Source organism: Spirillospora sp. NPDC127506 (genome assembly GCF_040302145.1).
Taxonomy (GTDB): Bacteria; Actinomycetota; Actinomycetes; order Streptosporangiales; family Streptosporangiaceae; genus Spirillospora.
This window is the reverse complement of sequence record NZ_JBEORG010000003.1, coordinates 159,635-177,994: the sequence shown is the minus strand read 5'-3', so window position 1 is coordinate 177,994 and position 18,360 is coordinate 159,635. Positions and strand designations below refer to the sequence as shown.

Annotated in this window: 22 protein-coding genes and 1 pseudogene; 12 read left to right on the top strand and 11 right to left on the bottom strand. The window is 68.6% G+C overall.

Annotated elements, in window-relative coordinates; genetic code table 11:
• Window positions 1–7: 7 nt before the first annotated feature.
• Entirely contained in the window at window positions 8–661 is a 654-nt protein-coding gene (locus ABTW95_RS05250) for a JAB domain-containing protein (protein ID WP_396447518.1), read from the top strand.
• Here the strand turns inward: ABTW95_RS05250 and ABTW95_RS05245 are convergent.
• Both ABTW95_RS05245 and ABTW95_RS05240 read right to left on the bottom strand, forming a co-directional pair.
• Window positions 630–827, bottom strand: coding sequence for a hypothetical protein (locus tag ABTW95_RS05245; protein WP_396447519.1), 198 nt, complete (start codon window positions 825–827; stop codon window positions 630–632). The genes ABTW95_RS05250 and ABTW95_RS05245 overlap by 32 nt on opposite strands.
• Entirely contained in the window at window positions 824–1,021 is a 198-nt protein-coding gene (locus ABTW95_RS05240; protein WP_396447520.1) for a hypothetical protein, read from the bottom strand. Before ABTW95_RS05240 ends, ABTW95_RS05245 begins: the two co-directional genes overlap by 4 nt.
• Window positions 1,022–1,434: 413 nt before the next feature.
• Between ABTW95_RS05240 and ABTW95_RS05235 the strand changes: the two genes are divergently transcribed.
• The 3 genes and pseudogenes from ABTW95_RS05235 to ABTW95_RS05225 form a co-directional block, all read left to right on the top strand.
• Window positions 1,435–2,274, top strand: coding sequence for a helix-turn-helix domain-containing protein (locus ABTW95_RS05235; RefSeq protein ID WP_500224769.1), 840 nt, complete (start codon window positions 1,435–1,437; stop codon window positions 2,272–2,274).
• A complete protein-coding gene (locus ABTW95_RS05230; RefSeq protein ID WP_500224766.1) occupies window positions 2,271–2,465 on the top strand; it encodes a DUF397 domain-containing protein in 195 nt (64 codons plus the stop codon). The genes ABTW95_RS05235 and ABTW95_RS05230 overlap by 4 nt, the downstream gene beginning before the upstream one ends.
• 53 nt (window positions 2,466–2,518) lie before the next feature.
• A pseudogene (locus ABTW95_RS05225) lies at window positions 2,519–2,656 on the top strand (hypothetical protein); the annotation flags it as partial.
• A 61-nt stretch (window positions 2,657–2,717) separates the two neighbouring features.
• Here the strand turns inward: ABTW95_RS05225 and ABTW95_RS05220 are convergent.
• From ABTW95_RS05220 to ABTW95_RS05195, 6 genes are all read right to left on the bottom strand, one after another.
• Window positions 2,718–3,866: a restriction endonuclease subunit S gene (locus ABTW95_RS05220; RefSeq protein ID WP_500224761.1), complete on the bottom strand. Its 1,149-nt coding sequence runs from the start codon at window positions 3,864–3,866 to the stop codon at window positions 2,718–2,720.
• On the bottom strand, window positions 3,866–5,353 hold the full coding sequence (locus ABTW95_RS05215; protein ID WP_500224757.1) for an HsdM family class I SAM-dependent methyltransferase: 1,488 nt from the start codon (window positions 5,351–5,353) through the stop codon (window positions 3,866–3,868). Before ABTW95_RS05215 ends, ABTW95_RS05220 begins: the two co-directional genes overlap by 1 nt.
• 6 nt (window positions 5,354–5,359) lie before the next feature.
• Window positions 5,360–6,226: a nucleotidyl transferase AbiEii/AbiGii toxin family protein gene (locus ABTW95_RS05210; protein WP_500224755.1), complete on the bottom strand. Its 867-nt coding sequence runs from the start codon at window positions 6,224–6,226 to the stop codon at window positions 5,360–5,362.
• The gene (locus ABTW95_RS05205; RefSeq protein ID WP_396451698.1) at window positions 6,223–6,825 is read right to left on the bottom strand and encodes a type IV toxin-antitoxin system AbiEi family antitoxin domain-containing protein; all 603 of its coding nucleotides are present in this window, start codon (window positions 6,823–6,825) and stop codon (window positions 6,223–6,225) included. The genes ABTW95_RS05210 and ABTW95_RS05205 overlap by 4 nt, the downstream gene beginning before the upstream one ends.
• An 86-nt stretch (window positions 6,826–6,911) precedes the next feature.
• Window positions 6,912–9,353 (bottom strand): EcoAI/FtnUII family type I restriction enzme subunit R, encoded by a 2,442-nt coding sequence (gene hsdR, locus ABTW95_RS05200; RefSeq protein ID WP_396451699.1) that lies wholly within the window; start codon window positions 9,351–9,353, stop codon window positions 6,912–6,914.
• 82 nt (window positions 9,354–9,435) lie between these two features.
• On the bottom strand, window positions 9,436–10,353 hold the full coding sequence (locus ABTW95_RS05195; RefSeq protein ID WP_500224752.1) for a hypothetical protein: 918 nt from the start codon (window positions 10,351–10,353) through the stop codon (window positions 9,436–9,438).
• Window positions 10,354–10,397: 44 nt separating this feature from the next.
• Here ABTW95_RS05195 and ABTW95_RS05190 point away from each other — a divergent pair, with 44 nt between their 5' ends.
• Window positions 10,398–11,234 (top strand): 2,3,4,5-tetrahydropyridine-2,6-dicarboxylate N-succinyltransferase, encoded by an 837-nt coding sequence (locus tag ABTW95_RS05190; protein ID WP_396451700.1) that lies wholly within the window; start codon window positions 10,398–10,400, stop codon window positions 11,232–11,234.
• A 7-nt stretch (window positions 11,235–11,241) separates the two neighbouring features.
• Here the strand turns inward: ABTW95_RS05190 and ABTW95_RS05185 are convergent, their stop codons facing one another.
• On the bottom strand, window positions 11,242–11,916 hold the full coding sequence (locus tag ABTW95_RS05185) for a 4'-phosphopantetheinyl transferase family protein (protein WP_396451729.1): 675 nt from the start codon (window positions 11,914–11,916) through the stop codon (window positions 11,242–11,244).
• A gap of 29 nt (window positions 11,917–11,945) precedes the next feature.
• On the opposite strand from ABTW95_RS05185, the gene dapE reads away from it, so the two are divergent.
• From dapE to ABTW95_RS05165, 4 genes are all read left to right on the top strand, one after another.
• Window positions 11,946–13,022, top strand: coding sequence for a succinyl-diaminopimelate desuccinylase (dapE, locus tag ABTW95_RS05180; RefSeq protein ID WP_396451702.1), 1,077 nt, complete (start codon window positions 11,946–11,948; stop codon window positions 13,020–13,022).
• The gene (locus ABTW95_RS05175; protein WP_396451704.1) at window positions 13,019–13,819 is read left to right on the top strand and encodes an LOG family protein; all 801 of its coding nucleotides are present in this window, start codon (window positions 13,019–13,021) and stop codon (window positions 13,817–13,819) included. Before dapE ends, ABTW95_RS05175 begins: the two co-directional genes overlap by 4 nt.
• Window positions 13,820–14,006: 187 nt before the next feature.
• Complete coding sequence (locus tag ABTW95_RS05170; protein ID WP_500224744.1) at window positions 14,007–14,570, top strand: hemerythrin domain-containing protein; 564 nt, start codon at window positions 14,007–14,009, stop codon at window positions 14,568–14,570.
• Between the two features lie 65 nt (window positions 14,571–14,635).
• Window positions 14,636–14,812: a hypothetical protein gene (locus ABTW95_RS05165; RefSeq protein ID WP_396451708.1), complete on the top strand. Its 177-nt coding sequence runs from the start codon at window positions 14,636–14,638 to the stop codon at window positions 14,810–14,812.
• Window positions 14,813–15,080: 268 nt separating this feature from the next.
• Here the strand turns inward: ABTW95_RS05165 and ABTW95_RS05160 are convergent, their stop codons facing one another.
• Window positions 15,081–15,821, bottom strand: coding sequence for a hypothetical protein (locus tag ABTW95_RS05160; RefSeq protein WP_500224741.1), 741 nt, complete (start codon window positions 15,819–15,821; stop codon window positions 15,081–15,083).
• A gap of 103 nt (window positions 15,822–15,924) precedes the next feature.
• Window positions 15,925–16,440: a helix-turn-helix domain-containing protein gene (locus ABTW95_RS05155; protein ID WP_396451714.1), complete on the bottom strand. Its 516-nt coding sequence runs from the start codon at window positions 16,438–16,440 to the stop codon at window positions 15,925–15,927.
• A 207-nt stretch (window positions 16,441–16,647) separates the two neighbouring features.
• On the opposite strand from ABTW95_RS05155, the gene ABTW95_RS05150 reads away from it, so the two are divergent.
• From ABTW95_RS05150 to ABTW95_RS05140, 3 genes are all read left to right on the top strand, one after another.
• Window positions 16,648–16,887 carry a helix-turn-helix domain-containing protein gene (locus ABTW95_RS05150; RefSeq protein ID WP_396451715.1) on the top strand — a complete coding sequence of 80 codons (240 nt, stop codon included), beginning with the start codon at window positions 16,648–16,650 and terminating at the stop codon, window positions 16,885–16,887.
• A 113-nt stretch (window positions 16,888–17,000) separates the two neighbouring features.
• On the top strand, window positions 17,001–17,945 hold the full coding sequence (locus ABTW95_RS05145; protein ID WP_500224738.1) for a hypothetical protein: 945 nt from the start codon (window positions 17,001–17,003) through the stop codon (window positions 17,943–17,945).
• Between the two features lie 9 nt (window positions 17,946–17,954).
• A complete protein-coding gene (locus tag ABTW95_RS05140; protein ID WP_396451719.1) occupies window positions 17,955–18,308 on the top strand; it encodes a hypothetical protein in 354 nt (117 codons plus the stop codon).
• Window positions 18,309–18,360: the final 52 nt, after the last annotated feature.

Below are 18,360 nucleotides of genomic sequence, written 5' to 3'. Positions count from 1 at the left end.
GATGCGGATGCGGGTCAAGGACTTGCCCGAGTCGGACAGGCCGCGGGAGCGCCTGCTGCGGCAGGGGCCGCGCGCCCTGTCCGACCGTGAACTGCTGGCACTGGTCCTCGGTGCTGGACTGCCTGGCTGTGACGCCATCGAAGTCGCCGCCCGGCTGATCGATGCTCAAGGATGCCTGGCGAGCCTGGCCGCAGCCGAGGCTTCCACCTTGAGCCGCCTCCCTGGGATCGGCCCCGCGAGGGCGGCGCGCGTTGCCGCAGCCTTCGAGCTGGCCCGGCGCGCGGCGAACGGTGCGGAACGCCGTAGGATCCAGGGCTCGGCCGATCTCGCCACCGTCTCAGCCCCCTACCTGCGGGGGCTGCGGCACGAGCGCGTGGTGGTGATCGCCTGTACTGCCGCCGGGCGAGTCCTGCGCGTTATCCCGCTGACCGAGGGCGCCACCGACCGGAGCCTTGTCCCCGTCCGTGACGTCCTGAGCGCCGTCCTCGGGATCGGCGGCGCCGCGTTCGGCGTTGCGCACAACCATCCCAGTGGACGCCTTGACCCCAGCCCGTCCGACCGCAGGGTGACGGGCGCGTTGCGTGACGCAGCCGAAACGGTCGGCCTGCGTTTCCTTGACCACGTCATCCTCACCGAAACCGCTTGGGCTCGGGTGTCGTGACCAGCCCGGCGAGCGGGTGGAGCCTTTTCACGAGGGCTTCGGGGGAGGCGGCCTCGATCAGGCGGTCCGGACGGCCGGGCACGTAGGCCCACCAGGAGCCGGTGTAGAGCCCGTACCAGACCTGCAGACCCGGGATCCAGCGCTTCAGGCCGGCGGCCGGATTCACCGGCTCAGTTCCCCGCCACTCGGCTGGACGGCCAGCGCCGCGCGGAGCTCGTCCTCGGAGTCGGCGATGACGGTCGGCGGCAGCGTCGAGTTCGGGTCACGCCGGACGGCGCCCCAGTACGCGCCCTCCCGGGACAGCCACACCAGCCAGGCGGGGAAGTCCCGTTCGATCTCGGCCGTTCTCGTGTTCTTCATAGGTTGACCTGCCCCTTCGCGGCTGATCCGATCGGCCGTCGTTCGATTCGCGAGGACAGGCTGCTCTCTGTTGATTACGCGGAGCTACGAAGTGGCGTTAACTGCACATCCACCCGCTGCGTCCCACGTCAACCGAACGCGCACTCCGGGATCGGTGACCAGTTCGGAGCACCGAGTGGTTCCTTGCTCGGCGAGTCGATCGAGCACAACGGCCGCGGGTCGCCGGTGTCGAGTGGGGGGCTCTGTTCGGGCCCCGCCGTTCTCGTGTTCCCCCGGTCGAAGTACCTCTCCCCACGTCGGGCAGGGGCATCACCGGATCACGAGACAGAATGAAGTTGATTGATTACTCTGAGCTATAAGTTGCCGTCAACCGCGCATCCACCCCCGTCAAGCGAGTGCCGGAGGCCCACGCCATGGCCAGCGACCAGCACGACCCCGATGCCCTGCGCGTCCACTTCGGCGAAGAACTGCGCCGGATGCGCCAGCGCGCGAAGCTCTCCCAGAACCAGCTCGCCAACGCCCTCGGCTGCACCCCGCAGTGGATATGCCAGCTCGAGAAGGCTGACAAGAGCGTCTCCGAGCAGACGGCCCTCGACCTGGACACCTACTTCAAGACGGACGGCTGGGACCAGGACGACGGCCACTTCGTGCGCATCTACAAGACCATCCGCCGCGCCGGCCGCCACCGCGTCCTACTGCCCGGTTTCGACGCTTACTTGCGCCATGAGGGCAAGGCCATCGGTATACGTGGGTTCGCGCCTCAAGTGGTCCCGGGCCTTCTCCAGACTGAGGACTACGCACGCGGGACGATGGACCTGAGCGAGCCAGCGGAGACCCTCGACGCTCGGACCGCCGGACGCATCAGCCGACAGGCGATCCTCACCCGCGAGAAGCCGCCCGAGTTGATGTGGGTCCTTGATGAGTCGGTACTTCGGCGTCCAGTCGGCGGTGACAAGACCATGGTCGAGCAGATCGACCACCTGATCGACATCGCCCAGTCGCCGCACGTCCAGTTGCGCATCATGCCGTTCAACCGAATCACGCCAGTCGCGCTGGTAGGCGGCCTGATCCTGCTCAGCTTCGAGAAGGAGGCCGATCTCCTGTACTTCGAAACAGGGAGTGTGGGGCAGTTGATTGACCGCGAGGACGTGACCTTCAGAGCCGGGGTACATTTCATAACGATGATGGGCGAAGCCCTTAGCCGGGCGGAGTCCATCGAGTTCATGAGTCAAGCCCGGGAGACCTACCTGTGATCGAGTCAGACGTCGCGACAGCATCTTGGCGGAAGAGCAGCCATAGCGGAGGAACCGGCGGCGAGTGCGTAGAGCTTGCCGCCGTGCCGGGGCATGTTCTGCTGCGGGACTCCAAGGACCCGGAGGGGCCTTGCCTCGGACTCAGTGTGACGGCAGCACGTGATCTGATGAGCCGACTGCGCGAGGTGTAGCTACGAGTCACCCGGATCGGCGAGTTCTGCGGTGGAGTTGAAGTAGCCACAGCAACGGCGGAGGTGGTGAGTGTGTCAAAATCGCGGCCGTCCCGAAGGGACTCCTGGTTGGGGACTCTAAAGATCTGGACGGTCTAATCCTCGAACTGATCCCTGACGACCGTGCTTTCTGCTCGACTGCCTCTGAGTAACTTTCAGCAGCAACCCGCCCGACGCGGCAGCCTTGGCCACCCAGACTGCCGCGTCGCAGTCTTAGAGTTCCCCGCTGAACGCCGAGTTCAGAAGGGACGTTCGAAGTGCCACTTCCATCTCTTGAACCTTCTCGGGTCGGACTTCTTCCGTAATGGCGTCAAGGACGCTGGCTACTTGTTTCTGTTTCTCTCTTGCGGGCAAGGGAACCTTCAAACCTTCAAACCTTTTGATGCTAAGAGTGCGATTGCGGTCGGCCGAGCCGGGTGAACATGCGGAAATCTGAGCGAGTCCCCGGCGGCTTAGTAGATAGTGCTTCAGGAACCTGATATTGAGGCGTTGATCTATGGCGGAGTAGAATAGGAATCGATTTGAGGCGACGCATGCCGTGTCATCTTCGGTGGCAATGGCGATAGCCCCCTCCCATGCCTTGATATTGCTCAGAGCGAGCGTACCGCTGGAAAATTTGTAATACCGAAGCTTGCTTAGTTCGCTTCCCTTGGCTGGTGGATAACGGATCGTCCCCCGGCCGAACGACCGCATACCCAAGGCTTGATATTTCTGATCGGGATCGATCTCCACGGGCGTACGAGAAGCAACGAGGTAGTCCCCAAGACGTACAGAATGAGTTTCCTGCTCGAGCGCATCCGCCACCATGGATTCGACCAGTGCGGCGCACAACCTGCTGCGGTGGTCTCTGAGCCTCCCCGCCTGATCGAGTTTTGCTAGTGCGGCGTCTAGGCGGGCGGCGATGCGGCACTGCTCATCCAGGTCTGGCAGTGGGATTTTGATTGATAGTAGGCGATCAGCGCCAACTCGTTCCCTTCGGGCACCGATTCCCTTTGATTGGCCGCGAAGTCGATCCCAAAATTCTGGCCAGATGCAGATATTGGCGAGATAACGTGGGTCGGCTTGGGTTGTATCGATTGCGAACGTTGGAAATTCAGGAGATAGGTACCATCCGTCGAAATCGGCTGGTATGAGCGATATGGCCCCCTCGAAAGCTTTGAGGCGACTCATGACCAATCGGTTGCTGGTTAGTCTATTGAGCTTTTTGTAGCTCGTTTCGTTACCCTTGATTGGTGTGCGCTTGAACAGCCCCCTACCAAACCCGTAGACGCCTGCGATTGGATATGTTTGATCGTCCTTTACGAGCTCCTCGGAATTCTCGAGTCGGATGACTTCGCCGAGTGGCCTTTGAGGGAGAGGCATCAGATCTCCTTCAGTTCGTTCTGAAGAGATGTGAGCAAAGTGAGGATCTCTTTCTCGGTCGAAATCAGCTCGCTGAGCAACTCGGTGGGCGGGCGGTGGGCTAGTTCATCCTCGTCAGCCGGGTTCGTGAGGTTGAGGTTGTAGTCGTTGGCGACGATGTCGGCGATGGGGACGCACCAGGCGTGATCGGTCTCCACGCGGTGGGTGCGCTCCTTGCCGCCCCACCACTCGGCGCATTCGGCGAACTCCTCGTAGCGCATGGGCCTGGTCTTTGCGTAGCCCTTGCGGCCTTCAGGCGGTTCGATCTGGTAAAACCAGGTCTCCTTGGTGGGACCTGTCTTGTCGAAGAACAGGAGGTTCGCCGGGATCTGGGTGTAGGGAGCGAAGACGCCTTGGGGAAGGCGGACGATGGTGTGCAGGTTGCACTCGTCCATCAGCTTCTTCTTGATCTTTACGCCGATGCCCTCGCCGAAGAGGGCACCGTTCGGGAGGACGATGGCGCAGCGGCCGTCCGGCTTGAGTTTCCTGATGACCTCGTGAAGGAACAGCCAGGCCGTCTCGCGGGTCTGGTACCCCTTCGGGAAAGCCTTCGCGATCGAGTCCTCTTCCTCGCCCCCGAAGGGCGGGTTGGTGAGGATCACGTCCACGCGGCTGCTCGGTCCGGACTCGTTGAGCATGTGCCTTAGGGCATTCGTGTGCAGGATGTTCGGCTCGGTGATGCCGTGCAGGATCAGGTTCATCATGCACAGCAGGTAGGGGAGGGGCTTCTTCTCGATGCCGCGCAGGTCGCGCCAGAGTTTCTCCTGCTGGAGGATTCCGAGCTTCGGGCCACTGGTCAGCTCGGTGTACGCCTCGACGAGGAAGCCGCCGGTGCCGCAGGCGGGGTCCAGGATCGTCTCGCCCAGTTCCAGGAAGGTCTGCTCGACCATGAACCTGATGACGGGACGCGGGGTGTAGAACTCGCCGGAGTCGCCGGCTGCGTCCCGCACCTCCTTCAGCAACGACTCGTACAGGTACGCCATCGTGTGGATGTCGTCGCTGGAGGTGAAGTCGATCTTCTTGATCTGGTTGAGCAGGTCGCGGAGCAGGTAGCCGGACGCCATGCGGTTCTGGACGCCCTCGAACACCTGGCCCAGGACGTTGCGCGGGTCGCCTGGGCGGTCGCTCTTCAGGTCGCTCAGGTAGGGGAGCAGATCGTCATTGACGAACTTGAGGAGGTCTTCTCCTGTGAAGCTCTCGTCATTGGCCCAGGTGCTCCACTGGAACCTGTGCTCAATGGCGGGCCGGAAATCGTCGTCCCAGGCTTCGCGCTGCTTCTCCAGGGCGTCGAAGGCGCGCAGGAAGAGCAGCCAGGACAGCAGGGGAAGCCGGTCCAGGTCGCCGTTCAGGCCTGCGTCCTTGCGCATGATGTCGCGGGCCGACTTGATGACGGAACCGAGCCGCGCGCGGGAACTGGTGTCCTCGGTCTTCTTCTTGGCTGGGGGCATGGCGGGTCAGACTTCCGTTTCCGTGGTGAGGGCTTGCGCCCAGAACTTGCGGACCAGATCGAGCGCTACGGCGAGGTCCGGATCGCTGAGCGTCCGGTCTTCGGCGAGTTTCGGGTACTCGTTCGCCCAGGCGGGCGGCGGGTCGGGGATCGCCGGCGGAACCGGGTGGGTCGCGCGGGCGGTGAACACATGGTTCACGACGTCGAGCAGGGACGCGTCCGGTGGGAGACCGTCCTCGATCAGCAGGACCATGTCCACGAGGTCCTTCACCCGCGTGTTCGGACGGTCGCCGTAGTCGCGGGTGAGGGCATGCAGCTTCTCCGCGAAGTGCTGGCGGCGGTCCACCGACTCGATGGTGCGCGGGGGCACATCGGCGAACGCGAGGAAGCCGGGCAGCGTGACGTGCTCGGTCGCCGCGAGTTCCTCGCCGCGCAGCACGACGTCCAGCCTGACGGAGGCGAACGTCTTGCCGGCGAGCGTGCAGTTGATGGAGAAGCGCCACCCGGGACGCCCCGCCGCATCCGGCTCCAGAGCCGTGGGCGGCCCGACGGAGAACACGAAGCGGTCGCCGTCGACGTCCACAGCGAGTGTCTCGATCAGCTCCTCGCGGAGGTCGTCGCCATCGCACGGCCCGTCCGGCAGCGCCAGGTCGATGTCCTTCGTCGCGCGTGCGCGAGCGCCCAGGCGGAATTCAAGGGAGGCGCCCCCTTTGAGTACCCACCCCCGTTCCGCGGCGGACAGCCGGGCGGCGATCCGGTCGAACACCACGACGCGCCGCAGGCGGCTGAGGTCCGTGCCGGACTCGTCCGCACGCTGCTTGAGCCGGGCCTCGAGGGCGCGCCGCAGATCTATCGCGGCGGCGTAGCGGTTCATGACCTCTCCGCCTGAAGGGCTCGCTGCACGGCAAGCTCCGCGCGCGCGCCCAGGTGTTGCGCGGCCCGCAGGAGCTGCCTCTTGGTGGCGGCTCCCCGGTCGAGAAGTTCGGCCACGGCCGAGTCGATCGCGTCCTGGTCGAGCCCGTCGGCCGCGGACTCGGCGATGGCGCGGACGGGTGCGGTCACCCGGAAACCCTCATGCTCTTCGATCTCCTCGGGGGAGAGGCCGGCGTGGTGGACGACCACCGCGGGATCGCGCTGCCGGAAGCCCGGCGGGACGGTCAGGTGGATCTCGGCGGGGTTGGCGATGCCGAGGTCGTGGACGCCGAGCGCGGTACTGTGCGACACCACCGCCAGGTCGCGGCTCCAGAGCGTCCAGCGGACGAGGTGATCGTGCTCGCCGGCCGGCAGGTCGGCGAACTCACGGAAGCGGTAGACGCCCCGGTCGACGCGCATCCAGTTGCCGCGCTGCACGTGGAAGTACTGCGACTGGTAGGAGTAGCCGTCCTCGAGCGCTTGGGCAGCGGTGAAGTAACCGCGCTGGCGTGCCGCCCGGCGCCACAGCCGGGCGCGAGGCTCGTCGTCCCGCTGCCGCATGCGGGCAACTCTAGCGTTGTTGCACCTTCAAGTCACTTTTAGTTTGGTGCAGTGTGCCTGCTTCAAACTAAAAGAGAGTTTGAGTCTCATGAGGCTTCGTAGACCAGCGTGTTCAGCTCGTCCAGCGCCGTGCGCAGCCGATCACCGCCGCCGAAGCGCTCGCCGATCTCCAGGACGTTGCCGAACTCGGTGCTGTAGGCGTCCGAACGCAGCGCTCGGATCTCCAGCTCCTCGGCCCCGCGTGCTGCGTACTGGTCCAGAACCTTATCGAGCACCTCCCGGGCCTGGGGGGCGAACGAGTCGAGGAAGTCGCGGTGCCGGACCGCCACCCGGCGCGCTCGCTCCGACCGCGACAGGAGGGGGATCTCCCACGCCAGGTACAGCAGCAGGTCGATCGTGTCTGCGTCCGGCCGCCCCGCCCACTCCGCGAGGTCCTCTGGGACGATGTGGCTCTCGGCCAGCAACTTGCGGAGCTCCTGCCTGCTCTTTGCGTGCGCCCAGCGCCCCAGGAGCTGATGCGGCTCCAGGTTCAGCTTGATGACCTGGCCCCGGACGAATTGCTCGTACTCGATCAGCCGCAGGCCGCCGCGGGCACTGGTGTCCGACACGTAGAAGGCACTGCCCCACTGGGTGACCTGGACGCCGTCGACATAGAACCTGTTCGGACTGGCAAGGATGTCCTCCACCTCGTCCGGGTCGGTGACGAACGGCGGCAGGGTCCCGCCGTCCTGCTGCTCGTACTCGTCTTCGGGCTCGCCGACCATCTCGTCATCGCTCGGAACGTCCTCGTTGACCGAATCGGTGATGTTGCCGTCGGTGTCGGTCTCGTCCCGTACCACGCGCATCGGCGGGCCGTCGAAGCCGGGATCGTTGAACAGGCGGGTCGCCTCGACGAAGTCGATGATGTCGAAGGAGAACTTGCCGGCCTCGGGGAACAGCCGGGTGCCGCGCCCGATGATCTGCTTGAACTCCGGCATCGACCTGATCACGCGGAAGAGCACGATGTTGCGGAGCGTGGGGATGTCCACACCTGTGGAGAGCAGCCGGGACGTGACCGCGATGACGGGGACGTCGGTGTCCTCCCGGCGGAACTCGTCCAGACGCTCCCTGCCCGCGTCCCCGTCAGCCGCGGTGATCCGGCACACGTAGCTGTCACCGTACCGGCGCACCAGGTCGGCATTGGCGTTGTGCAGGGCCTTCGTCATGCGGAACGCGTGGTCGCTGTTCGCGCAGAACACGATCGTCTTCCCCATCCGGTCGGTGCGGTGCAGGAAGTCGGTCAGATACCGGGCGGCCTCCTCGGTCCGGTCGAGGATCGCGAGGACCCGCTCGTACTCCTTGGGGCCGTAGAGTTTGTCCGGTATCTCCCGCCCGAGGAGGTCCTTCTGGCCGGGGGTGGGACGCCAGCCCGTCATGTCGACGTTGAGCCGTACCTTCCGGACCCGGTAGGGGGCCAGGAACCCGTCCTCGATGCCGCGCGCCAGCGAATACTCGTACAGCGGCTCACCGAAGTAGCCGTAGGTGTCGGCGTCCCTGCTGCTGACCGGCGTCGCGGTCAGGCCGATCTGCACGGCGGGGGAGTAGTAGTCGAGGATCGCCCGCCACTTCGAATCGTCGCCCGCGCTGCCCCGGTGGCATTCGTCGACGATGACGAGATCGAAGTAGTCGCGATCGAACTGGCGGTAGAGGCTCGCCTCGTCGCCGCTGCTGTCGAGTGACTGGTAGAGCGCGAGATAGATGTACCGGCCCGTCTTGGCGTCGCCGCCGCCGAGCTTGTGCACGGCTTCGCCGAACATCGGCACGAAGTAGTCGTCCTTGGGCTGGTCGATAAGGATGCTGCGGTCGGCGAGGTAGAGGACTCTGGGCCTGCGGTTCTCCGGCCAGCCGGCGTTCCAGAGCTTGGCGACGATCTGCGAGGCGACAAGGGTCTTGCCCGTACCGGTGGCCAGCACCAGCAGCATCCGCTTCCGGCCGGAGGCGATGGCCTGGACCGTCCGGTTGATCGCGACGTTCTGGTAGTAGCGCGGTTCCTTGGGCGTGCCGTCCCAGTTGCGGAGCTTCGGATTGAGCGGCGCCGAGGCCAGCTCGGCCCGACGCTCGTCGGTGAGTTCCCGTTCCCGCCGGTACCGGGACCACAGCTCTTGCGGCGAGGGAAACTCCGGGATTTCCGCCAGGCGACCGGTCCGGGCGTCGAGTTCCAGAATGCGATGCCCGTTCGTCGTGTAGGCGAAAGGCACGTCCAGCAGACGGCCATACCGTTTGACCTGCTCGAAGCCGTCCGCCGGATCTCTGCGTGACCGCTTCGCCTCGATGACGGCGATCGGCAGCCCGTCGGAGTACGACAGCACATAGTCGGCCTTCAGTGGCCGTTCTTGCAGATGGCGGCGGGCGGTCGCGCGGATGCGGCCCCGGTTGATCGGATACTGGGCGCGGATCTGGTCTTGCTGCCAGCCGGCCTGTTCCAGGGCGGGGAGCACGAAGCGGCGGCAGGTCTCGTCCTCAAGGGGGTCCTGGAATCTGGACGTCACCGCACCATTGTTACTTGAGGCGGCCGACATTCTCGGGCCGATCGGTCTTTCGCCCGCAGCGCTGGCCCTTCCCGGCCGTTGGCTACTTGACGATGACGGCGTCGTTGGGGGCGTCCTTGTCTTCGGTCCAGCCGTCGTGGCCGGCGTCGGAGCGCCAGTGCTTGCCGGCGTAGCGGACCTCGGTGAGGCCGTAAGGCTGGGCGTGTGTGACGGCCCAAGCGGCTACCGCCCAGCCTTCGCGGGTGCTGGACGCCTTCACCGAGTTCCAGGAGGCGGGGTCGGACTTGGCGCCCTTGGTCAGCGGGCTCGGGCCGCCGACCTGGAGGCGGCTGCCGAAGGCGCGGCGCATCTCGCGGATCGCCTCCGGGCGGCGGGACGCGGTGCGCTTGTCGGGCGGGAACCAGCAGCGGGCCGCGGCCGGCTCGCGGCCGGTGAACGCCGCGGCGAGCAGCTTGCCGTCCGGTTCGTGCTGGGCGTAGGCGGTGCCGTCCGCGCTGCGCTGCACCTTCTGCGCCGCGTCGTGCAGGTCGCGGTCCAGGTAGTCGTTCACCTTGACCAGGGCGTCGAAGAACTTGCTGGTCGACAGGACGGGGTCGCGGAGCTTGTCCGGGGCGCCCCAGCCCTGGGAGGGGCGCTGCTGGAACATGCCCACCGAGTCGCGGTCGCCGCCCGGCAGGTTGCGGATGTGGGACTCCTGGATCGCGGTCGCGTAGGCGATCACCGCGGCGCGCTCGGGCAGCCGCTTGCGGAACGCGACCGCGGCGATGGTCGCGGCGTTCGCGCCCTGCTCCAGATCGAGCGGCATCGTGCCCTGGGCCGTGCGCGCCTCGCAGCCCGACCCGTGCAGATACGGGCGGGCCCGGTCGAACAGCGCGAACCCCCCGACTGCCAGCAGCATCACGACGACGGCCAGGCCCACCGCCCAGCGCAGGCCGCGGCGGCGCCCGCCGCCGTCCGCCCCTTCGTCGGGGCGCGTCCTCAACCTCGCCCAAACAGCCACGCGAAGAAGGTACCGGGAGTTGGGGCCCACTAAGCTCATGAGGCATGACCGAAACGTTCACCAGCCCGATCTCCGGCGTGATCGACGAGCTGTGGGAGCGGCGCGCCGACCTCAGCCCGGACGACGCCGACGCCCGCGCCGCCATCGTGGCCGCCGTCGACCAGATCGACACGGGCGAGGCCCGCGTCGCCCGCATCGACCCCGCGACCGACGACGTCGTCGTCGACGAGCGGGCCAAGCGGGCGATCCTGCTGAGCTTCAAGGTCCTCGGCATGGCGCGCGCGCAGGTGGGCGACTTCCGGTACCACGACCGCATCCCGCTGAAGAGCCGGCTGGACGGCGTCCGTGTGGTGCCCGGCGCCATCGCCCGCTGGGGCGCCTACCTCGCGCCCGGCGTGGTGCTGATGCCGTCGTTCACCAACATCGGCGCCTATGTGGATTCCGGCACGATGGTCGACACGTGGGCGACCGTGGGGTCGTGCGCGCAGATCGGCAAGAACGTCCACCTGTCGGGCGGGGTGGGGATCGGCGGCGTGCTGGAGCCGCCGAACGCCAAGCCCGTCGTCATCGAGGACGAGGCCATGATCGGCAGCCGCTCGATGATCGTCGAGGGCGCGCGGGTCGGGAAGGGCGCCGTCGTCGGCTCCGGCACGAACCTGTCGGCGTCCATGCCGGTCATCGACGTCGAGACCGGCGAGGAGATCAGCCGCGGCCGCATCCCCGACTGGTGCGTCGCCGTCGGCGGCACCCGCTACAAGGAGTTCAAGGGCGGGACGTTCGGGCTGCCGGCCGTGCTGATCCTGAAGCGGCTGGAGGAGGGGCAGCGGCATGACAAGGCGTCCCTCAACGACATCCTGAGGGACCACGGCATCAACACCTGACGCGCGCTCAGCCGAGAGGCGTTTCGGTGATCTTGAGGGGCCGCCCGGTGAGGACGGCGGCGGAGGCGGCGTAGCCGGGGCCGGGGGTCAGGTCGGCGAGGCGGACGGGGGAGACGGCCGCGTCGTCGTTCCAGGCGATGACCTCCGGCGGGTCGTCGGGCGCCGACACGTGGATGGCCGTCATGGGGGCGGCCAGGCCGTGGCCGGTGGCCTTCAGCAGGGCCTCCTTGCGCGACCAGTAGGCGTGGAAGCCGCGCCTGCGGTCGGCCATGGCGGCGAGGGCCGCGCGTTCGGCGGCGTTCAGGACCATCTCGGCGAGGCGGTCGATGTCGCGGTCGCTCTCCCGCTCCACGTCCACGCCGACCTCGGCGCCCTCCGCCAGGACGAGGACGACGCGGTCGCCGGAGTGGGAGAGCGAGAAGTCGAGGCCGCTGCCGGGGAGCCGGGGCTTGCCGTGCGCGGCGCCGCAGTGCGGGCAGTCGGTGGTGAACCGGATGCCCTCCGGTGGCCGCCCGGTCGCCTCGGCGAGGGCCGTGCGGGCGAGGAAGCGGCCGGTGACGAAGCGGGCCTTGTCCTCGGCGCGCATGAACCGGTCGTAGCGGTCGCGCTCCCCGTCGTCCAGCAGGGCGCGCATCGGCGGCTCGTCCATGGGAACCGCCCAGCGGACGGCGCACTCCAGCATCTCCACGAACGTGATGATAGGACTTTGGCATGGGGCTTGATCTGTTCTCGGACGTCGTGGAGCTGACGGCGGCGATCGTCGACGTCGAGTCGGTCAGCGGGGCGGAGAAGCCCCTCGCCGACGCCGTCGAGGAGGCGCTGCGGGCGCTCCCGCACCTGGCGGTGGAGCGCGTCGGGAACAACGTCGTCGCCCGTACCGGGTTGGGACGGGACGAGCGGGTCGTGCTGGCCGGGCACCTCGACACCGTCCCGCTGAACGGCAACCTTCCGTCGCGGATGGAGGGCGGCCGGCTCTACGGGTGCGGCACCACCGACATGAAGAGCGGTGTCGCGGTCGCGCTGCGGCTCGCCGCGACCGTGCCCGAGCCGGACCGCGACGTCACGTACGTCTTCTACGAGTGCGAGGAGATCGAGGCCGAGCACAACGGGCTGCGGAAGCTGGCCGCGGCGCGGCCCGAGCTGATCGCCGGCGACTTCGCCGTGCTGATGGAGCCGACGGGCGCGCAGATCGAGGGCGGCTGCCAGGGGACGATGCGGGTCGAGGTCGCGGTGAAGGGGGAGCGGGCGCACAGCGCGCGCGCCTGGATGGGGTCCAACGCGATCCACTCCGCCGGGAGGGTCCTCGACGTGCTGCGCGCGTACGAGCCGGCGCGGCCGGTCGTGGACGGCCTCGAATACCACGAGGGCCTGAACGCGGTGTTCATCTCCGGCGGCGTCGCCGGGAACGTCATCCCCGACGAATGCATCGTCACCGTGAACTACCGGTTCGCGCCCGACAAGTCCGTCGCCGACGCGGAGGCGTACCTCCGGGAGCTCTTCGCCGGCTTCGAGGTGACGGTCACCGACGCCGCGTCCGCCGCCCGGCCCGGCCTGACGCACCCGGCCGCCGCCGCGTTCGTCGCCGCCAGCGGGGCCGAGGTCCGCGCCAAACTGGGCTGGACGGACGTCGCGCGCTTCGCCGAGCTGGGCGTCCCGGCCGTCAACTACGGGCCGGGCGAACCGACCCTCGCCCACACGCGGGACGAGTACGTCGAGACGGCGCTCATCACCGAGTGCGAGCAACGTATGCGCATGTGGCTGGCCGGTCCCGTTACCGTGGCCCCATGACATTGCATCCTGATTCCCCGTCGCGCCGGCAGGGCCCGGCCACGCTGCGGGGACGGGCCGTCCCCCCGACCACCACCGACCAGCGGCTGCTGGACAGCCGCGGCCCGGTCGACTGGGTCCACGCCGACCCGTGGCGCGTGCTGCGGATCCAGGCGGAGTTCGTGGAGGGCTTCGGCCTGCTCGCCGAGCTGCCGAAGGCGGTCAGCGTGTTCGGCAGCGCCCGCACCAAGCCCGACTCCCCCGAGTACAAGCTCGCCGTCGACATCGGCGCCCGGTTGCACGAGGCCGGGTACGCCGTCGTCACCGGCGGCGGCCCGGGCATCATGGAGGCCGCCAACCGGGGCTGCGACGAGAGCGGCGGCCTGTCCGTCGGCCTCGGCATCGAGCTGCCGTTCGAGCAGAAGCTCAACGACCACGTCGACATCGGCATCGAGTTCCGCTACTTCTTCGTCCGCAAGACGATGTTCGTGAAGTACTCGCAGGCCTTCGTGGTGCTGCCGGGCGGCTTCGGCACCCTGGACGAGCTGTTCGAGGCGATCACCCTCGTCCAGACCAGGAAGATCACCCGCTTCCCGATCGTGCTGGTCGGCACGGAGTTCTGGGGCGGCCTGCTCGACTGGATCAAGACGGCCATGCTGCCGAGCGGCAAGATCTCCCCGCAGGACATCGACCTCGTCCGCCTCACCGACGACCCGGAGGAGGTCGTCCGGATCATCGTCGAGAGCCACACCCGCGCCGAGCAGGAGATCGTCGAGGCCCGGGCCCAGGCCGAGACCAGGGAGGCGGCCGCCGACTGACCCGCGGTGCGCACCGGTCTCGCTCAGCGGGGGAATCGAAGCGGCCGGACGGGGAACAGCGGTTCCGTGGGCCCGGCCGGCCGCCGCCCTCGCCGGCGGGCGGGTCCCGGACGGGGCCGGGGAACCTGCTGGAGCGCGACGCGACCGCCGGGTGGGGCCCGCTCGGCCGCGAAGGGGGACGACCCGCATGAGCGAGCACGCTTCCGAGGACGCCATCGATCTGCTGGTCCGGCAGCACGCCGAGATCCGGCGCCTGTTCGACGAGGTCGAGGCCGCGGCGGGCGACGAGCGGAAGGCCGCGTTCGACCGGCTGCGCCGCCTCCTCGCCGTGCACGAGACCGCGGAGGAGGAGATCGTCCACCCGTACGCCCGCCGCCACCTCGACGACGGCGACACGGTGGTGGACGCCCGCCTCAGCGAGGAGAACCAGGCCAAGCAGATCCTCTCGGACACCGAGTACCTCGGCACGGACGACACCGAGTTCCTCCGGTGGCTCGGCGACCTGCGCATCGCCGTCCTGGACCACGCCCGGCACGAGGAGGAAGAGGAGTTCCCGCGCATCCGGGAGCTGGCCGGCGAGCAGGAGCGCCGCCGCATGGCGGGCGCGGTCAGGGCGGCCGAGACCGTGGCCCCCACCCACCCGCACGTCGGTTTCGAGACCGCGCCCGCCAACATGATGGCGGGCCCGTTCGCCGCCGTGGCGGACCGCGCCCGCGACGCCATCCGCAAGGCCGCCGGCCACGGGGACTGAGGGCCGTGTGAGCGGGCCCTGGGCGGGTAGGGCCGCGCTGAATGGTTGGGAAAGGGGGACCGATCATGACTGAGCGGATGCCCGGCGGAAGCGCCGACGAGGGCGTGCGGGAGCCGGAGGAGCAGGCGGCCGGCGGGCCGCGGGCCGCGGCGGAAGAGCTGCGTCCGGAGGAGTTCCATCCGGATTCGCCCGAGGGGCGCGGTGGCCGGATGGAGGATCTCAGCCCCGACGACTTCGAATAGCGGGAGCGGGTGCCGCACCGGCGTGCGCATCGCGCCGCGGGACGGTGACGCCTCGCTGCTCGCGCTCACGCCGGTGGCCGGTCCGGCCGCGACCGATGAAGTGGTCGAATCCGGGGGCGTCCGCCTCTTTCTGGAGTTCTCCACCGCGGCGGTCCTGCGCGACAAAGTGCTGGACGCGCGGATGGAACGACCGGGGTTCGGTCGGTTTTCTCATCAGCGCGCCGGCGTGCGAGAAGCACCGGGGGTGAAAGAGGCGGCCGCCGTTTCGTCAGCGCGTCGGATTCACATGCCGCGGCGCGGCGGGACCGGGCGGCCACGCCGGCGGTCTATCGACCGATCTGGTGTGCGATGGAGGCTGCGGTCTGACCGTTATCGTGTGAATGTCCAGATTCGGACTAATTGCGGACGCCACCGCGGCCGGAAGTATGATAGTCGCCGCCGGTGCGGCCGCCGCCGCGGCGGACAGGCCGACCGCGCTCTTGGCCATGTCGCCGTGGAACAGCGCGCACAGGCTCAGCAGCGGAATGGCGGACAGCTCCAGGAGCCGGGTCGTCGAGCGGCCCCTTTTGGCGCTCTCCCGGAGCATTCGCGCCGCTCGCGACACCTGCCCGCGGCGCAGGTCCCGGTTGAGGACGATGATCGTGCGGCCGCTGTGCTCGCGCAGGTAGCCGAGCAGCCGGCTCGGCATCCTGGCCCGCGCGAACGGGCCGATCCGGCCGCGCGGCGCGGCCGCCGTCTGCAGATGCCGCCATACTTCGCCGGCCTCGTCGTCGTCCTCCTCCTCGTCGTCCTTTTCGTCGTGGGTTCCGCTGATGAGAATGAGCGTCGGTTTCTCGGGCATGAGCGGTACCGTGAGACACTGCCAGCCCCGCGCCGACCGGAACGCCTGTTCCAGGTCGAGGGGAGGGTTCCACTGCCGTGCCACCGCCAGCTGGGTGCGCAGTTTCGCGTTCTCGCGGGTCAGACGTTCGATGGTCTCTTTGAGGCGCTGTTCATCAGGAAAATCCATGACGTCTCCCGATCGCGTCATCCGCGTTCGTCCGCGCCCCCGGCAGTACGACCGCTCAGACAGAAACTGGGTTGCAGATTCGCCTGCTACCCAGTAGCCGACGCTATATGTTGTCGGCCTTCTGTCGAGAGTCCGGCTGCTCAAGAGACTTCGGCGCCGGACGCATGCGCTTAAGCAAGACGCCGGTCACGGCCGCCCATTTGTCCTCGTCATCGGCGAGGGATTCCGGAGCGTCCCAGATGAAGCGCAGGAACGGGTCGCCCACCACCTCTTCCGGATAGTTGCCGTCATTGCCGTCCTCGGCGGCCGGCGCGGGTGCGGCGGGGGCCGGGGCGGGGGCGTCCACGCAGACGGGGTCGCCGCCCTCGAGGATCGCGCGGAAGCTGCCGCGCCGCCAGCCGAGCCGGTCCTCCAAGGGGATGATGACGCGGTCGGTGTAGTCCCTCCCGCGGCCGGTTTCGATCTTGTTCACCACGGACAGCGAGGGACCGCCCTCCGCGGCGAGGCTCGCCTGGGAGCCGAAGCCCAGCTCGATCCGGCGCTGCCGGACGATCTGGCCCAGCCTGCGCCAGGCCTCCGGCGGATGGCCGGAGTCGTTCCTGTCGTCGAGGTCGTCCAACGTGATCAGGCTCCTTCTGTGTCGCGGGGTGACGGCCTGACACAGCGTGTAAGTCTAGCGGAGCAAAACGGACTTTGACGAGTCGTAACGCGTTTTCGATGCCTGGCATCGGAGGGCTGCACAACGGAGTGCATCGAACAACACATGACATGGTTAAAACGCGCTTTCAAGCTGCACGACGCACTGAGATGCGTTACGCTTCCGGTCATGTCAAGCTCTCCAGGCAGCGAGATCCCCGTCGAACGGCTTCTGTACACACCGCAGGAGGCCGCTGAGATCACGTCGTTCACCCGTGACTGGCTCGTCCGGGCAGCGAGCCGGGGAGAGATACCGCATCGCCGCTACGGCAAGCGCCTGTTCCGGTTCGCCCACGAGGACCTCGAGGCGATCAAGGACATGGGCGCCTGCCCGGTCGAGCCGGCCGATCGCTGGGATCGGTCGAACTGATCTCCCACGGGTGCCGACACCCGTACGCCGCCCCGCGAGAAGGAAAGTCACATGAGCACCGCACCACCCTCTTCCCATGCCTCGCCCGTCGCCGCCCTCCCCGGAGGCGTCCGATGAGCTGGCTCAGTCAGGGCACCATCAACGACCTGTCCGCGTCCGTCGCCGAGCACGAGGTCGCCATCGAACGGGCCCACGAGGAACTCGAGAACCACCGCAAGGCGGCGTTCGAGATCATGGAGGTCCTGCACCGGCACCAGGGGCTGGCCGCCGAGGCGAAGTTCCTGCTGACGATCGCGCACGGCGCCGCCCCCATCCCGTCCCCGGGCGAGATCCGCGAGGTCGCCGACGACGGCCTCGGCCTGGCGATCGGCAGCATCCGGATGGCGCTGCCGCCGGACGCGTCCGCCGCCCAGTTCGGCCAGCTCGCCGAGTCGATGCGCGCGCTGTACGCGGCCGCGCACGTCGTCGCCCTGCACGCGGACGAGCGGGCGCGCACCGGCGCCCCGCCGCCGCTCGCGCCGGAGCAGGAGGCCCCGGTCGGCGTGCCGCGCGCCTTCGCGTCCCTGATGGGCTGCCAGGTCTGCGTGGACAACGCCGACGGCAGCCGCGACATCGGCCTGCTCAGCTCCGTCGAGGGCGGGCAGCTCACCCTCCTCGACGAGGACGGCGTCCCGGTCGCGTGGCCGCTGCTGGACGAGGTCCTCGCGGTCCGGGCCTGGCCGCCCGCCGACGAGGCGGACGCGCAGGAGGCCGGCGCGAACGGCACCGGCGCGAACGGCACCGGCGCGAAGGACGGGGGCGCGAAGAAGGCCGGCGCGAAGGACGCGGGAGCGAAGAAGGGCGGCGCCCGGGACGCGCGCCCGGACGAGACGCTCACGGACGTCACGGGCGCCGACCTCACGGGCACCGGCGCGGGCGCACGGGACGCGGCCGCCGAGGAGACCCCCGAGGAGGCGCCGTCCGGGCGGCGCGAGCCGGCGCGGGCGCAGTCGCGCGCCGGGGGCGTGGTGTCCCTCGTGCGGCGGAGCGGACGGTCCAAGAGCGCCGCCGGAATGTGAGGTGACGCGGTGAGTGGGGCACAAGCGTGGGCGGCGGTCCTGGTCGCGGCCGTGCTGGTCGGGGCGGCGACGCTGGCCGTCCAGCGCCGCAGGCACCTGGCCTGGAAGGCGTCGGAGACGCTGGCGCAGCTCGGCAGGGCGGAGAAGGCCGTCCGGCTCATCGCCTCGCAGCGCGACGAGGCGGTCGCGGCGCAGAACCGGGCGGAGGCGCTCGGCACGGCCGCCCTCCGCGAACACCGCTCGCTGACCGAAGCCTGCTACGACCTGGCGAAGCGCTGGGAGTCGCTGCCCCGCGACGACACCGGCGCCTACGCCGAGCAGCTCCGCCGCGTCGTCCGGCTGCACAGCTGGGACCTGCGGTGAGCCGCCGCTGAGAACGACGTCGTCCCCCGATGTGGGGGAGAGGGGGACGACC